The organism is Chryseobacterium camelliae (genome assembly GCF_030818575.1).
GTDB lineage: Bacteria > Bacteroidota > Bacteroidia > Flavobacteriales > Weeksellaceae > Chryseobacterium > Chryseobacterium camelliae_A.
The window spans coordinates 1,013,453-1,029,544 of record NZ_JAUTAL010000001.1; the positions used below are offsets into that span (position 1 = coordinate 1,013,453).

Genomic DNA, 16,092 nt, shown 5'->3' on the forward strand with positions numbered 1-16,092 from the left:
GTTTACGTTTTCAATAAAGTAGTGCGATTTATCAGCTTTTTGTCATTTTTAAAAAGGTTAATACTGGTGATGTCAATCCAACCAAGACATGTCCCGTCTTAGGAATGATGTTTACGGTAATATCCTTGACAATATTTTGCAATCGGGCGGCAATTGCCTGAGTCGATCGGATTACATCTTGATCTCCGCCAATAAGTAAAACAGGCATCGTTAAACGGCTGAGTTCATCATCCGAAAAAATATATTCTTTTTCTATCCTCGCGTTAAAATTGGTTTGTATTAAATCCATAAATGAGATAATCTTACTATCCACACGCTGCTTTCCCAGAACCAGGCTATTAATCTTGATACGTCCGTTTGTTCCCAAGAGGGAATAAAACAGGGCTTTTATGATGAATGATGTTTTAGTAGGAATCACCCCTGCAGGTGTCAGCAAAATCAGCCGATCGACTTGGTCAGGATAGCTTATTGTAAAACGTAATGCCAGCCAACCCCCTTGCGATAATCCGATTATACTTGCTTTACGGATATTGAGCATGTCGAAAATTTCTTTTAGCCATTCCGCAAAATCTCTTGTTTGGTAAGAAGGTCTGGTTTCTGCGCTTTTTCCCGCTTCTCCGATAATATCTATTGCTATGACTTTATATTGTTTTGAATATTCGGCAATGTCTGATATCCATGACGTCGCATTAGAGGACGCGCCATGCAATAAAATTAAAACTTCTTGCTGTTGACTGCCGGCCTCCAAAAAATAGGTGTCTCCATAAGTTGTTTTCAACCTATTGGTTTTCAAATTCAATGATGAATTCGTTATCGCATCTTCGTAGGCGCGGATAATTTTATTTTTCCCTTCAGGGCTTTTAAAGACTGCTTTATTCATAAATATTTCTGTATAATAAGAATTATAGTAACGCTCTTTCGCTTGACCACCTCTTAAGGTCATAACTATACAGGTTAACATAGTGGCTTTTCTTCCATCACTGCCGAAAAATATCCTTTGATTAGGTTTAAGTTTTTTCCCTCAAGTCCATTATTGAAAATCGGTCTGTAAGAATTGATTTTCCATTCTAGCGATGTAAAAGTTTAGCCTTCCTGATGAGGATCAACTGGGCAGTTTCGATGGAGGTGTTTGCCAATTTGCAAAGCAATCCTACCTACATGGCGCCCTGATGATTAGCGTATTTTTCATTGTTGTATCCATTCCTTGGTGGGGATTATCCATTCGTCCAATGCCCTGAACAGGAAGCCGTGCTCCAAACCTGTGTCAAGGGTGATTTCTTTAAAAGACTTTAAATCAGAATTTTTAAATCTAAGTTGCCTTGATAATAACTCTGCGCCGGCATCTGTTTTTTCATTAATTGATAAAACCTTGCCGTAAAGTTTGAGCTCCCGATCTTTATTCATCGAATCATTTTTAAAGCTTGCGCCGATAAAAACAAATTTCAAATCTGGATTTTTAGCATAATACGAAATATATTGTGCGATATAGCCTCCCTGCGAAGTCCCGACAATTGAAATATGGTCATAAGGAACTCCGTGGCCACGTAAGCTGTCAATTTTAAGGACAATTTTTTTTGCATACACGGTAGGGTCCGTATCGGGCTTTCTCTTTTCAGATAGTATCAAGGTATTTTTCTCTTGAAGTTTATGTAAGATTGCTAAATAGGCCGCTAATCCGTATTTAGGGTGCAGTTCATCCAGCCTATGCTCCTCCAAAAACTTATTATGCAAAAAAAATACGTATTCCTTTCCGGAAGACTTCTGAGCATTGATATTCCATGAAAAAAACAATACCCATAAAAATAACAGCTTCTGCATCAGATCATTTTACATAATTATTAATCAGTGTTGTCATATATTGGTTTTTGTTGCCGACAACGCGTAAACCATCGGGATTTTGTCTTCCAGGTGAGCAATTCTGAACTTGCCGGGCTCAGATTCTACCGAATGATCAAAGTTACTATATGGTGAATAGTCAAACTCTTCAAAATAGGTTATGCCGAGGCCGTTTTGTATCAGGCTGCTGATTACCTCGCCTAAGCTGTGGTTCCAGCCAATTGTTTTTACTTCAATTTGCGCCTCTTTATCTGCGTAGGTTCCTTTTTCCGTTTCTATAATGGCACCGGAATTAAAATACCTGTATTCGATTTTTTCAAACCGGACATCATACATCCACACCACAGGATGAAACTCCACGAAGATAAATCTACCGCCGGGTTTCAGGAACTTTGAAATCACCTTTGCCCACCGATCCAGGTCGGGAAGCCAGCCGATGGTCCCATAGCTCGTAAAAACAATGTCAAACTGACGATCCAGATGATTGGGCAGGTCGTAAACGTCGCTGCAGATAAACGATGCAGTGGAGTGGGCCTGCTTTGCCAGTTCCCGGGCTTTCGCAATCGCCACATCCGAGAGATCAACGCCCACTACCTCGGCTCCTAGACGGCTTAACGATATGCTGTCCTGCCCGAAATGACATTGTAAATGCAGGACAGAGGTATTGGAAAGATCTCCCAGTATATTCAGTTCGATATCTTTTAGCGAATTTTTGCCCTTTAAGAAACCGTCCACATCATAAAAACCGGATTTGATATGGGTTTCTGTGCGGTCATTCCAGGACCTCCGGTTGATGTCTACGTAGTTATCCTCGATATTCATGATTTATTCTGATGGGTTGAATTGATTTTGATCCATTCTTCATAGCTTACGACACCCAGTTCCGGCCTGCCTTCGCCTTCCAGGATATGGATGAATTCCAATTGGTTTCCGTCCGGATCATCAAAATACAGCGCAAGAGCCGGCATCCAGGCAAAGACCATTGGCGCTTGGGTACCATTCTTAAGGAAATTATACGCCTGCAATCCGTTGTTTTCCAGGAAAATATTGGCAGCCTGTAAGATAAAATCTTTAGAGCAGCTGAAAGCGAAATGCCTCTTCTGTAGATTCTCCGGCTGTTCCCACAAACCAAGCATCGCCTTCTTATTTTCTCCGATCCAGAGAAAGGCGATAGGCCTGGTTTCATCATAATGCGCCAATGCGAGTCCCAACACTTCAGTGTAAAACTGCACCGCTTTTTTCAGGTTTTTTACCTGAACATGCGTTTCATAGAGTCCTTCGATCATTTTTTATATGTTTAATGAGTAAAAATTAGATGATTTATCCGGATATATTAAATATCACCTTTAGCCACTATTAATTTGAGCAGTCCGGCAACACGCATCTGATCCGGATTCCGTTCTTAAAAATACTAAAATAGGTTATGTTTTGTTATCATGGAGAAGCATGTGGATGATGGGGTAATTTTTACCTGAGCCATCTTTCTCCGACCGGTCTGCTTTTCTGAAGCCCAGTTGCTCATAAAAGCCTATAGCCTGTTGGTTTTGTTCATTCACATCCACCCGGGTAACGCCCTGCGTCTCCTTCATAAAATAAAATAGTTTCTTCCCGTAGCCCTTTCCACGCTTTCCGTCATGGATAAAAAGCATTTCAAGATTTCCTTCGGAGGCGGCTGAGAATCCGATGGGGACGCCTTCTTCAATAAGCAGGAATACATCTAGGTTGGGCAGGTAATCTGCCGGAATCGCTTTTTTGAAATGGATCAAATCCTCTTCCTTAAGAAAGTCATGCGTTGCCCGTACCGCAGATTCCCAGATTTCCATTATTCTGGTATAATCGTCAAAGGTTGCGAGCCTGATTTGTTGTGACATAATACTAAAGTTGATGGTATACTTAAATATTCACAGATGGTTTCCCGGCTGCGATGGTATAGGCTTCTTTCAGCACTTCTGAATACGTCGGGTGGGCATAGCAGAGGGAAGCCATATCGCTTGCTGTTACTTCGTATTCCAGGCCGACAACTGCCTGTGCGATCAGGTCCGCCGCCCGGGCGCCGATAATGTGCACTCCTAAAAGTTCTCCATATTTCGGATCGGAAAGCACCTTTACAAAACCGTCAGGCTCCATACCCGCCCTTGCTCTGGCATTTACGGCAAATGGAAATTTACCAATAGTATATTCCAGTCCCTGTTTTTTTAATTCTTCTTCCGTAACTCCTACAGAAGCAACTTCCGGCCAGGTGTACACTACCGAAGGAATACGGCCATAATTGATATGAGGTTTCTGACCATTGATTCTTTCCACCACAAATACCGCTTCTTCCTCTGCTTTATGGGCCAGCATGGCGCCGCCGATTACATCTCCGATGGCAAAAATATTTAAAACTGTTGTCTGAAGCAGTTCATTGACTTTAATTGTACCGTTGGCATTCAATTCCACATTGGTGTTTTCCAGCCCCAGACCATTCACATAAGGTTTTCTGCCGACAGCAACGAGGATATAGTCGGCAGTAAGTTCCTGTTCTTCACCTTGTTTATTTCTGAAATAAACCTTAGCTGCATTGCCGAGGTTTTCGGCTTTGTAGACGGCTTCCCCGCATTGTATTTCTACGCCTTCTCTGGTTAATATTTTTGCTAAGGTTACTCCCAGTTCACGGTCCATATTGGCAATCAGAGTGTCAGCATATTCTACAATCGTTACTTTTGTGCCGATCCTATTGAATATGGAAGCCATTTCTACACCAATCACGCCTCCGCCGATGATCACAATGCTCTCAGGCTGTTCCTTCAGAGCCAGGGCTTCGGTAGAGGTAATGATCCTGTTTTTATCAATGGTGACCCCGGGAATCGTGGCGGGTTTTGATCCGGTAGCAATAATGAATTTCTGTGACTTTATTACGGTTTCCGTCTGATCAGCATGTAATATTTTCAGGGAATCATTGTTGAGGAAAGATCCCGAGCCCTGTAGAACTTTGATCCTGTTTTTTCGCATTAGGAAATCAAGGCCCTGTGTATTTTTAGCCACTACCTCTTTTTTTCGGTTGTACATCTGTTCAAAATTGAGCCCGAGGCCGGAAAACTCAATTCCATGCGCATTAAAGCTCTTTGCCGCTTCTGCATAATGATGCGTGCTGTCCAGCAATGCTTTGGTAGGAATGCAGCCAACGTTTGTACAGGTGCCTCCCAATGTACTGTATTTTTCAACCAAAGCTGTTTTATAACCTAATTGAGCGCTCCTGATCGCAGCTACATATCCGCCGGGACCTGACCCGATAACGGTAATATCAAATTCTTCCATTGTATTGATCTAAAATTATATCCATAAAATAAACCGATTGGTCTTTTTTAAGGCAAAAAAATTATGCTTTAATGCCTTTAATCAGTTTTTCTAAAAAGGACATGGCTATAGTAAGCTCTGCCATATGGCTGTTGACCTTCGCCTGCATGAATGCCCCCTCGATCATTGAAATCATGATCACGGCCATTTCAGTTGGATCGGTATCTGCCTTGATTTCATTCCTTTGTATGCCTCGCTTTATCTGGTTTTCAATAGACGTTTTCCAGAAGCCCAGTGCTTTCTGTGCGCTTTCTTTCAGTTTAGGATGCGTGTCATCTGCTTCTGTAGCGGTATTTAAAATCGGGCAGCCTGCCTGAAGGTAAGGATACCTGAAATAATTTTTATAGGTCTGCGGATAAACCAGTAACCGTTCTATTGAATGCTCCGTAGCGAGTATGCGTTCTTTCATATGCTGAGTAATCCTGGCGAAGTTATGGTCAAACACACTCAGTGCAATCTCGTCCTTGTTCTCGAAATTACCGTAGATGCAGCCTTTTGAAAGCCCTGTGGCGTTCATTAAATCATTTATCGATGTGCCCGCATAGCCTTTTGTATTAAATACGGATGCGGTTTTCTCGATAATCAGGCGCTTGGTATTCTCGGATTTTGCAGTTTTCATGCAGCAGAAATTCTAATCTGTGACAAAGGTAAATAAAAAAATAAAACAATCGGTCTTTTTTTTATTGAGCCATTCAGATTTATCGGTCCTTTTCTGATCCGCTATTTTCTTTTTCAGGGAATGAATGTTGACGATATGTCATTATTGAGATGGTGTACAAGATCAGTTATAATGGTTAGGGCCGGTAAAAACACGATTATACCGGAAGCCGAAACCGTAAAATGAGTCATTGGAAAGTATTGGTATGATCATGCAATTAACATGGGCTGAATTCAGCTTAAGGAAGGTATATTTCGTCCGAAATCCTTAGAAAACTGATAGAAACCGAGTACCTGTTTTAAATTTTTTCCGTACTTTATCAGTTAATAACAAGGTATGGCAACAACCCTTATCAAAGATATTATCAGGCAAATCCATGATCTCCATGACGGCGATTTATGGCTGGATGAAACTTTTGCAAAGAAAATAGACCAGGTAAATGAGATCCAGGCCTTTACCCGGCCGCTTCCTGATCTGCACAGTCCTGCAGAACTGCTCTCTCACCTTATTGTCTGGCGTAGGGCAGTTATGGGAAGACTGAATGGTCAGGTGGTCCGTCTGGAATTGGATGATCCCAGCAATTGGAAAACCAACGATGAGCTGCGTCTTGCCGGATGGGAAGCGCTCAAAAAAGATTTTTACCAAAGCAAACAGGAGATCATCGACTTGCTCAACGATAAAGATGATGATTATCTCGATACTTTTTCGGTTGATTACGAAAAAGATTTCAGGTATTTCTTACAGGGACTTGTACATCATGACCTGTATCATCTTGGTCAGCTGGGTATCTCTGTGAAGTATTTAAAAAAGTAATTGCCTGCCTGATGCTTTCCATTAAATATGCAGTGTATTGATAAAAATGAAACAGTCCATAATTCATATTTCACTTTTAGTAAGGGACTACGATGAGGCCATTGATTTTTACAGCAAAAAATTAGGATTTGATCTTATTGAAGATACCTGCCTTTCAGATACTAAACGGTGGGTGACCTCCCGGTTCCTCAGGGTGCTGCCTCCTATTAGCTCAGGCAGCGAATGAACAGCAACTTTTGGCAGTAGGAAATCAGAGTGGGGGAAGAGTATTCCTGTTCCTGGAGACGGATAATTTTGATCAGTCCTATCATTCTATGCTGGAGAATGGCATTTCATTCGTCCGCGAACCCATCGTTGAATCTTATGGAACCGTAGCTGTATTTACAGATTTATATGGTAATTTATGGGATCTGATTGAAAGAAAATTTTAGGCCGCACAATAAAGGCCCTAAGAATTTCAGGAACTGTATGTTCAGTTCCTGATTCTGATAGGACCATTATAAGTATAGGTTGAATTGAAAGGCTGCATTGCAGACCTTTTATCCGGGATCAGGGTATAAGCCCGGGCAGCTCTGGTAATCGCATTTTGCATCCAAAGTTTCGCACTGTGCAGGTGTACACATAGGATGCGACAAATCTGGGCCATTGCCTGCGGTGATCTTTTTAAGATCATTTTTAGTAAGTTTTTTTGATGATTCTTTTAAGTTTTTCATAGCGTAGAGGATTGGTTTTTAAAAGTATGTTCAGATATATCTGAGATCTATAAATATACATAAAAATCCATCATGGCAGAACTTTTAAGATTAAGTGACCACGGTAAAGTCTGAAAAGTAAAATATTTAATGCAAAAGCAGGGTAGCATTTGCCACTTCACCGGTTTCTCTGTGGTAGTTGGATTTAATTTATTTTAGGAACTAAATTTTCAATCATCCACTCCTTAATGGTTGTTGGTGTGGTCGTTGATTCTGTTCTCGGTTCTGTGTCATACAAACCGTTACCAATGGCTGTCAACATTTCTGTTAAAGAGATTGCAAATGCTTCGCTTGTATGATGTTGCCCTAAAAGCGTTTGTATATAGTCCTCTTTTGAAACCTGTTGAAAACGAATAGGCTTACCTGTTAATTCACTCATTAGTTGCGCAATCTCATTGTAGCTTATGTCTGCCGGACCATGAATCGCACATCCTTCAACGCCTGTCCAGGTTTTATCAATGAGAAGTTCTACTGCTTTTGATGCTATGTCTTTTACTGCGATTTGAGGCGATTTGTGATTTCCGTCAATTGGCAAAGAGAATATTCCGGCTTTTTTTAGAGATGCAATCTGATACAGAAGGGTCTCAAAAAATACCGGGCAACGCAATGCTCTTACTGATGCTTCCGATTGGCTGATGATATCCTCGCCTCTGTGCAGTGCTGTTATAAGGCCTGCCTGCAAATTACTTGCTTTACCGCCGCCGGATAGATAAACCACTCTTTTTGTACCTGCCTTTTTAATGGCCTGTGAAGCTACTTTTGCAAAACCTTCATAATAGGCATGTACATCTTCCTGAGTATTGCTTTGAGGCACGCAAAAATAAAGGGTATCACAACCCTGCAACGCCTGTGTGAATTCATATTCATTCAGCAGGGAGCCCGTGGCGACTTCTACTTTTTCCAAAACATCTGCCGATATTTTTTTTGGGTCTCTCAAAAAAATCCTGATCTGCTGTCCCTGTGCCAGCAATTGCTGTAAAACCATTGAACCTGTATTGCCTGTTGGCGTTGTTACTAAAATCATAATTGAACTTTTAATTGTTTAGTGCAGTACAAAGATGATGAGAGTATATTTTGAAAACATTGTCCTATGTTCACATTTTTAGAGCTTTGATTTCAATCTGCTTAAGGTTTGAGGGGTAAGTCCCAAGTAGGATGCAACCATTTTGTTGGATAGTCTGGTCAGTAATTTTGTCTGATTTGTAAGAACCCACCGAACTTTTTCTATTGCTTCCAAACCCTGAAAACAATAAATGCGTTCCTGGGATTTTATATAAGCCAATTCTAAAATCTGCCTGTAAACAAAGCCAAACTGTGGAACCGTTTCAACCAGATGAAAATAGTCTTCGCGGTTGATCAATAAGAGTTCCGAAGGTTCAATAGTCTGCATAAATTCAAATGCAGGTCTTTGATTGATCAAACTTGATAGCGCACTCCCAAAAGCATCTTCAAAATGAAAATATCTTGTTCCCTCTTCGCCTTCTTTATTCACGTTAAAAAGCCGGATGCAACCTTTGTTTATAAAATAGAAGTGTTTACAGATTTCGCCTTCTTTCAAAAGAAATTCGTTTCTTTTGGTTTTTTTCAATTTGAAATATGAAGCAATATGAGACAGGGTCTTATCGTCAATTTCAGTTCTTGCTTTAAAATATTCTTCTAATTGGTGATACACTTTAAATTTATAATTTGTTAAACCGCATGCAGTTCCCAAAGTTACGCATTGCATTAATCTGACCAATATAAATTTCCACACTTTTATACCGTAGATTGATGATAGGGTTTTAACTAACGTATTGCTTAAATTACTGAATAAAATTGCTGAAAAATTAATTAAAAATAAAATTTAATACGACGCGTTCTGGCGTCAGAGGCAACTACATTTAGATTCTAATTAAGGCCTCAATTTAATTTAAGTCATTTTTAACAAAAACCAATTATGATATCAGCAAAATAGCTGGTAAGGACAACTATTACCAAAACCAAAATATAATATGGGAACCCAAAAAGAAATAATAAACAAAAAGTTTTCCCAAAATCCGATCTATAGTGTCGATTGGGAAGATATTAAGAATAAGGAATCAGACTATGATTTCTACCTGAATAAGATTAAAAGATTTTTCAGGAAAGATTTTGACAACAACATTATTTATTAACCTTTTAAAATTTTAACAATTATGAAACGAGACATTAACTACTTAAAAGAAAAATTTGAAACAAATGATACGCCCGAACAAGCTGATTTTCAAGATTGGATGGATTCTTATTGGCATAAGGATGAGAAAATCCCAATGGATAACCTGAACATTGATGTATCTACAAAAGCGGACAGAACAGCGGAAAATCTTTCTGCGGAAAACATTGCAAGTTGGAAGGCAAAGCTTAATGAGCCGTCGCAAATTACGATAGAAACATCATCAAACATTCATACGAACGAATTGATAAACGGGATGAAAATGCATGGAAAGAACATGGTAGTCAAAAATGGAAATGCAAATATTGAGCTGCAATGTTTGCAATCTTCTGAACAGGATTTTATGTGTACCATTACAAAGGCTGGTACAGGAAGCATTACAATCAAGAATGGTTCAGGAGTAAGTATCAAATCTGTGGATTATACAAACGTCTTGAATGGTGGAGTAGGGAGTACCGCCAAGTTGCAACGGATAGGAAATGATTATTACTTAAGAATTTTTAACACCTAGATCATGAATATAGTTGAACAATATGATGCGAATAATAGCTATTATGCATTGGATGTGCTCGATACCAAAGGTATTCACGGACTTAGATTTGAATCAGAGGATAACAATATCTATATTACCAAGGTGGACTTTGGAGATGGCGTTACAAGAAACGGTACTGGAATTATTGGCTCAGGATCTTATGTGGGCACAAGTAGCAAAACTTATTCAGATTATTTCACTGGAAAGATAAAGATTTATAATAACCCCCAAAAAATTAAAAAGATTGTAATAGATTTTGGTTTGGATGGGCATTCCTCGGATCCTGATTATCTAACGGTTAAAAACGTGGTCTTGACCCCAGAAATTTTAGATTATTTCCCTAATGCAGATTATTTTTATTTCAACCATTATAGTTATGGTAGTATCCATAGCAGTTTAAAAGGAAAAGTTACTGGAGAATGGGCAACGAAATGCAGAGATAAATTAAAAGTTCTTGCTTTTGCTTCATCAGATTATCCGACATCAGATCCTACTTTTGATTTCGATTTAATTCCGACAAATTCTATTTTAGAAAATTTAACGCTACCTGGATATGCCACTACATTTAGAGCTAATTTTATTGTTAAAGGTAATATTAGTAATATTCCTAATACTTTGAAAATAATAAATTTAGGAGGTGATAATCCGGCTAATACAACTAATAGTGTTAGTGGTGTTATACCAAATTGGGTAACTTATTTTTCGAGATTGGGTAGAAATACCATTACGGCTAATGTTGAGGGGCTTAATGATAATCTACAATATTTAACCGTGCTGGGAAATAATGGCTTATCTGGAAATCTAAAAAGTTTTCCGTTGTGTACTACTTTTAATGTACAGGGTAATAACACGATTTCAGGGACTCTAAAACCGATGCCTTTATGCACATCTTTTTCTGTTATGAGCTCTAATTGCAACATTAGTGGGCTTCTTAATAATGATATTAATTTACCAAATGCAGAAACTATCAATGTGACAGGAATCAGTATGTTATCTGGCGTTATAAAGACAAGCTCGAAAATTACAACACTCAATATTGCAGGGAATAATCAGATAGAGGGCTTAGAATTATTAAGTAATTGTACTTCTTTTACTTTACAGGGTAATAATACAATTTCAGGAAATCCTTTCCAGTATCTTCCTAAAGCTAGAACTATTGTTATTCAAGGGAACAATAAAGTTAATAACTACACCTCCAGAACATATCCAACGATGTCAAGGTTCATTCTGCAAGGTTTGGCAGAATTGGATCAGGCAAAGGTTGATCAGCTGCTGAAAGATTTGTCAGAGGCAAGCTGGAATCCAGCTGGCGGAGTTTGTACCATTAAAGGTAATTGTTCTACACCAAGTGCCACCGGTAAAAACTATGCATCAATTATAGCATCAAAGGGAAGTGGCGTAATAGTCTCAATAAATTAATTTTAAAAATCAAAGTAATGAAAATATTGACAAAGCAATTTATTGTGATCTATGACGAAGAAACCAAAGCAATCATAGTCCAATTATCAGATAATGTAACAACTTATTGTCCCAATAATTATCAGTCGGCAGAATTCGACACTGCGCAGGAGCTGGAAGATTATATATCAGAAAATAATCTTGTAGAATAATTAACTCTTCTTTTTATAGAAGGAAAACTAATCAATAACAAAAATAAATTCTCAAACATCCAATAATAAAAATTACTGGAACAGCCAGAGAAATGTCAAAAAAACAACAATTAAAATCAAAACAACAATGACAACAGAAAACAACACAAATCCGGAGTCAGCACTTCCGGTAGATCAAAATCAAAAAACAGATGCAAATCCTGCTACACAAACTTTATTCAGATTTGTTAGCCTTAGGAATCCACAATTGGCGAAAAAAGAAGGTAATCTGAAATTTATTTTCAGAGAGGATAATATTATAGATACTTTCGACTTTTTAGCCTTTCAGTGGGATCAGCATCCAACACTTGCAAAAAGTAAAATAGATTATTATCTGAAAAAATTAAATAGTAATCCTGAATGGTTTCAGAATAGGATAAAAAGTGAAAGCCACTTCGACGAACTATATCCGGAGCTATACCAGATAGTTAAGAAATTTTCTACAGAAGGTATAGAATCTCTGTCAGAATCGTATTTGCAATATTTGCGTGATTTTCATCCGAATATGATGTACGTTTGGAATACTATTTTTTATCAAATTGTTTTACAAGAAGATTTTTATTTGAAGGAATTAGTGTCCCAGCTTTTACAGCTAATTCATTATGTAAAAAATTACAATGTTATCTCTACAGAATCCAATGCAAAAAAGAGACTAGAAAAAGAAAAAGAAGTCTCTAATGCCAAGGTGGTAATTCCGGATTATCTTTTCGTAGATAATATAGCAGTTCCTACATTTATACAAAGTAAGGATTTCACGGTTGGTGTATCCGAAGTAGGTTCCAGTGATACTATTAGTGATGGTAATCATAAAAATGCAATATTGAGAACCGAATCAGAAAACAATACTTTAGAAAATCCAGCAGTATTTCTTCCAACAGAATCTATGCTTAAGCGTCAGAAAGTAGCTTTGGCTAATGTGGAAAAAGAGCAGTTGGAAAAACTGAAAAAGGAACTTTCCAAAGCACAAAAGCTTTATAATAAAGAATACTCTAAGGCATACGATCTGGCTACAAAGCAGTATCAGAAATCAATTATGCCGGAGCGGGAAGATTATGAACAGAGATTGTTGGAAGTACGGGCAACCTTTACAGAAGAGATGAATGACGCAGCTAAAAGGTTAGCACTGAGTCAGGTAACCAAACCACAGTTTCCTGACTTCGAATTCGAATTCCGTGCAGAGAGAGATACTACGTATTTGCAGACTAAGCTATCCGAATCTTCATTACAGTCGTTTGCAAAGCTTATTGCGGAACCAGCCGGAGAAGATGTTTCCGACAGGCTTTCCAACGGGGATGTTCTGGCAGAAAATATTCTGGCAGTTGGCGAGGATCAATACATTCTTCCTGCAGATGAAAATCTGAGTTTTGAAGAGATGCTGGAAACGCTTAATGCAAGGTTATCCGAAGTAAACGAAGAAATCTACCAGAATACCGAAATTGAAAAACAAGAGTATGCAAGTGTTGGTGGAGTTTTGATTCCGGTGAATAGAGGCGCATCGGTCAGTGCACAAAATTTATATTTTAATATCAAAACAGTTGCTGCAAATGCTAATTATTGGAAAGTTATGCTTACGTTTCAGGATAAAACTGTTAAAATTGTAAATGCAAACTATACTGCAAAAGGAAAAATAAAAGATATTAGTGATGACTATTTAGCAGAATTAGGAAATGGAGTTTACACCATATTTAATGATTTAAAATTTATCAAACCAACAGATGTTAGTGAAGGCGGATTTATTGTAAATGGTATCCTTAAAATGTCAGATGGCAATTATTATAGGTTAGATACTACTTTAATTAGAGATTTTACCGTTGCTATTGATGCGTCTGAAAATCAATATAATAATAGGGGGTATAATTCATATCTTACACCAACTAATTCCCCGACTGATCCAGGAACCGGCAATCCAAACAACCCTACCAATCCTGGCGATACAGGAACGCCGAGCAATCCGGGAACTACAACGCCACCTAAATCTACCAACTCCTTCATCCCAAAAGGCTTCGGAATCAAAAGATTAGGAATTGCAGATTATCTGAAAGTAGAGCAAACCACTCACGCCTATGTGGAAGGCGAAGTAGCTGCTATAGAAAATATTATGGCCCGTGAATACCGCAGCCAGTCTACAAGAAGATTAAGAAGAAGCGAAACCATTGACACCCAATCTTCCGATACGGAAAGAGAACGATCCACAGATACCACCACATCCAGCCGTTTCGAGATGCAATCCGAGATAGCAAAGATTCTTCAGGAAGCTACCGATATGGGAATTAATGCAAATGTTGGATACAGTAATCAGGTTACAGGATTCAGTATGAATGTTGCCGGAAGCTATGCCAACCACAGATCAAAAGAAGAGAGCATGAGACAGGCCGTGTCCCAGGCACAGGAAGTGACTGCGAGGGCTTTAGACAGAGTGGTTACAAAAGTGCATCAGGAGCGTGTGGAAAAAATGATTGAAGAATTTGAGGAAAACAATTCCCACGGTTTTGATAACAGGAAAGGAGACCAGCACGTGGTCGGTGTATACAGATGGGTAGATAAACTGATGAAAAACCAGGTTTGGAACTATGGGAAACGTATGATGTTTGAGTTTGCAATTCCTCAGCCTTCCAAACTACATACACTTGCAGCAGCATCTGTGAAAAAGATTATTGAAAAGCCTGTTGATCCAAGAATAGCTGACAAATTTACACTAGCGGATTTCTCCAAAATTTCTGATGACACGGTAAGATACTGGTCCGGTTTCTATAATGTAGAAATGGAAGATAAACCACAAGATGAAATTTTTATTGGAAAAAGTTTTAATTATAAAGCAACAGGCGAGCCTAAAGGAAATCCTTCAGAACTCGCTTCAGAATCTGCAGATTTAGAAATTCCAACAGGATATCAAACCCTTCTAGCTTCTGCCATTACTAAAAATTCTGGAGATTATTGGGATCAGAATAATCCAGATTTATGGAAAGACGCTCAGGTTTTGGTTGGAAATACCTTAGTTAATGATACTTATAAGGATATTAATACTTTTATTGGCAAAATTCCTATTTCCTATTCTCAATTAGGACTCTTAGCATCTAGTGTAAATATTAATATCAAATGTCAACTCACTGATGAAGCAAAAAAACAATGGCAACAAAAAACCTTCAACGCCATCATCGAAGCCTACGAAGAGGCATTGGCAGATTATAACGATAAAGTCGCTCAGGAAGAAGCCAAAGCCGGCAATATCAAAGACGCCAATCCGATGTTCTACCGCCAGATCGAGCAGGAAGTACTGAAACACAACAGTATTGCCTACCTGGTAGATGACAGCACATCTAACAAAGTATTGGGAAAAACCCTTTACAATGGGACAACAGTTGCAGGCTTCGAAGTTGCAAGAACCGGACTGGATGATTATGCTTCACTCGCCAAATTTATGGAGCAGGCCTTCGAGTGGGATCTGATGGCATACAACTATTACCCTTACTATTGGGGCAAGAGAGATGACTGGGATGATATGTACCAGCAGGAAAATATAGATCCTTTGTTCAGATCTTTCCTCAGAAGTGGTATGGCAAGAGTGGTTGTTACCGTTCGTCCTGGTTTCGAAGATGCCGTTCAGTTCTATATGGCAACCGGCAGATTATGGAACGGTGGCGAGGTACCGGTTATCGGAGATCCGATGTATCTGTCTATCGTAGATGAAATGAAAGATATCAAAGCAGAAGCACAAGGAAAAGCTTGGATCACCAGGATCCCGACATCACTTACCATTCTCCAGGCGCAGAACATTGGTTTGGAAGTGCAGCATGCTTTACCATTTACAAAAGAAGATCCATTGGATTTTGAAAACCCCGAGGAGGTTATTATCGAAAGTAGCTTCTATACATCCGACGATCAGATGGAAGCTGAGAAAAGCAGACTGGTAGAGAATATAGAGATCAATAATGATTATCTGCAGTTGACGAATAATGACAATCCACACCAGGTCATTGCACAGCTATCTTTGGATGATCTTAAAGAAGCTTTAGAATAATAATTTTTGTTTAATCCATTTCAAGGGCGGTTTTCTTAGCCGCCCTTTTTTAAATCAATATTATGTCTGATCCTAACATATCGTTATACAAATGAATTAAATTTATGGAACAGTTTAAAAATCGGTATGTAAGACGTAGCCAGAAAGATTACAGCTTACCCTTTAAGCTGGCTGTAATAGAAGGAGTTGAAAGTGGTGCTATTGGGAATCTGGCATAACTAAATATACATAATTCTGTAGTCTCTGCGATATCATTTTATTAGTGTTTTCAGTGTTCTTATCGCTTTCTCAACGAGCTTTTAAGTGT

18 protein-coding genes are annotated in these 16,092 nt (G+C 38.8%); 8 read left to right on the plus strand and 10 right to left on the minus strand.

Annotated elements, in window-relative coordinates; translation table 11 throughout:
• Positions 1-31: 31 nt before the first annotated feature.
• The 7 genes from QE404_RS04615 to QE404_RS04645 all read right to left on the minus strand — a co-directional run bounded on the left by QE404_RS04615 (position 32) and on the right by QE404_RS04645 (position 5,791).
• The gene (locus tag QE404_RS04615; RefSeq protein ID WP_307447128.1) at positions 32-943 is read right to left on the minus strand and encodes an alpha/beta fold hydrolase; all 912 of its coding nucleotides are present in this window, start codon (positions 941-943) and stop codon (positions 32-34) included.
• Positions 944-1,185: 242 nt separating this feature from the next.
• Positions 1,186-1,716 carry an alpha/beta hydrolase gene (locus tag QE404_RS04620; protein WP_307447130.1) on the minus strand — a complete coding sequence of 177 codons (531 nt, stop codon included), beginning with the start codon at positions 1,714-1,716 and terminating at the stop codon, positions 1,186-1,188.
• 135 nt (positions 1,717-1,851) lie between these two features.
• A complete protein-coding gene (locus tag QE404_RS04625) occupies positions 1,852-2,658 on the minus strand; it encodes a class I SAM-dependent methyltransferase (protein WP_307447133.1) in 807 nt (268 codons plus the stop codon).
• Positions 2,655-3,122, minus strand: a complete 468-nt coding sequence (locus QE404_RS04630; protein ID WP_307447135.1) for a VOC family protein — start codon at positions 3,120-3,122, stop codon at positions 2,655-2,657. The genes QE404_RS04625 and QE404_RS04630 overlap by 4 nt, the downstream gene beginning before the upstream one ends.
• Positions 3,123-3,257: 135 nt before the next feature.
• A complete protein-coding gene (locus QE404_RS04635) occupies positions 3,258-3,707 on the minus strand; it encodes a GNAT family N-acetyltransferase (protein ID WP_307447138.1) in 450 nt (149 codons plus the stop codon).
• A gap of 22 nt (positions 3,708-3,729) precedes the next feature.
• Positions 3,730-5,133: a dihydrolipoyl dehydrogenase gene (lpdA, locus tag QE404_RS04640; RefSeq protein WP_307447140.1), complete on the minus strand. Its 1,404-nt coding sequence runs from the start codon at positions 5,131-5,133 to the stop codon at positions 3,730-3,732.
• A gap of 61 nt (positions 5,134-5,194) precedes the next feature.
• Positions 5,195-5,791, minus strand: coding sequence for a TetR/AcrR family transcriptional regulator (locus tag QE404_RS04645; protein ID WP_307447142.1), 597 nt, complete (start codon positions 5,789-5,791; stop codon positions 5,195-5,197).
• Between the two features lie 375 nt (positions 5,792-6,166).
• Between QE404_RS04645 and QE404_RS04650 the strand changes: the two genes are divergently transcribed.
• From QE404_RS04650 to QE404_RS04660, 3 genes are read left to right on the plus strand one after another with little or no spacing between them, the layout of a single operon-like run.
• A complete protein-coding gene (locus QE404_RS04650; protein ID WP_307447145.1) occupies positions 6,167-6,643 on the plus strand; it encodes a DinB family protein in 477 nt (158 codons plus the stop codon).
• A gap of 46 nt (positions 6,644-6,689) precedes the next feature.
• Positions 6,690-6,869: a VOC family protein gene (locus tag QE404_RS04655; protein WP_307447149.1), complete on the plus strand. Its 180-nt coding sequence runs from the start codon at positions 6,690-6,692 to the stop codon at positions 6,867-6,869.
• 10 nt (positions 6,870-6,879) lie between these two features.
• Entirely contained in the window at positions 6,880-7,074 is a 195-nt protein-coding gene (locus QE404_RS04660; protein WP_307447152.1) for a VOC family protein, read from the plus strand.
• Positions 7,075-7,115: 41 nt separating this feature from the next.
• On the opposite strand, the gene QE404_RS04665 is transcribed toward QE404_RS04660, so the two are convergent.
• From QE404_RS04665 to QE404_RS04675, 3 genes are all read right to left on the minus strand, one after another.
• Entirely contained in the window at positions 7,116-7,316 is a 201-nt protein-coding gene (locus QE404_RS04665; protein WP_307447154.1) for a hypothetical protein, read from the minus strand.
• 224 nt (positions 7,317-7,540) lie between these two features.
• A complete protein-coding gene (locus tag QE404_RS04670) occupies positions 7,541-8,419 on the minus strand; it encodes an NmrA family NAD(P)-binding protein (protein WP_307447157.1) in 879 nt (292 codons plus the stop codon).
• A gap of 78 nt (positions 8,420-8,497) precedes the next feature.
• A complete protein-coding gene (locus tag QE404_RS04675; protein WP_307447160.1) occupies positions 8,498-9,106 on the minus strand; it encodes a Crp/Fnr family transcriptional regulator in 609 nt (202 codons plus the stop codon).
• Between the two features lie 280 nt (positions 9,107-9,386).
• Between QE404_RS04675 and QE404_RS04680 the strand changes: the two genes are divergently transcribed.
• From QE404_RS04680 to QE404_RS04700, 5 genes are all read left to right on the plus strand, one after another.
• On the plus strand, positions 9,387-9,548 hold the full coding sequence (locus tag QE404_RS04680; RefSeq protein ID WP_307447163.1) for a hypothetical protein: 162 nt from the start codon (positions 9,387-9,389) through the stop codon (positions 9,546-9,548).
• Positions 9,549-9,569: 21 nt separating this feature from the next.
• The gene (locus QE404_RS04685; protein WP_307447165.1) at positions 9,570-10,097 is read left to right on the plus strand and encodes a hypothetical protein; all 528 of its coding nucleotides are present in this window, start codon (positions 9,570-9,572) and stop codon (positions 10,095-10,097) included.
• Positions 10,098-10,100: 3 nt separating this feature from the next.
• Positions 10,101-11,537, plus strand: a complete 1,437-nt coding sequence (locus tag QE404_RS04690) for a hypothetical protein (RefSeq protein ID WP_307447167.1) — start codon at positions 10,101-10,103, stop codon at positions 11,535-11,537.
• A gap of 17 nt (positions 11,538-11,554) precedes the next feature.
• A complete protein-coding gene (locus QE404_RS04695) occupies positions 11,555-11,728 on the plus strand; it encodes a hypothetical protein (RefSeq protein WP_307447168.1) in 174 nt (57 codons plus the stop codon).
• Between the two features lie 601 nt (positions 11,729-12,329).
• Positions 12,330-15,785 (plus strand): hypothetical protein, encoded by a 3,456-nt coding sequence (locus QE404_RS04700; RefSeq protein WP_307447171.1) that lies wholly within the window; start codon positions 12,330-12,332, stop codon positions 15,783-15,785.
• Positions 15,786-16,092 lie beyond the last annotated feature (307 nt).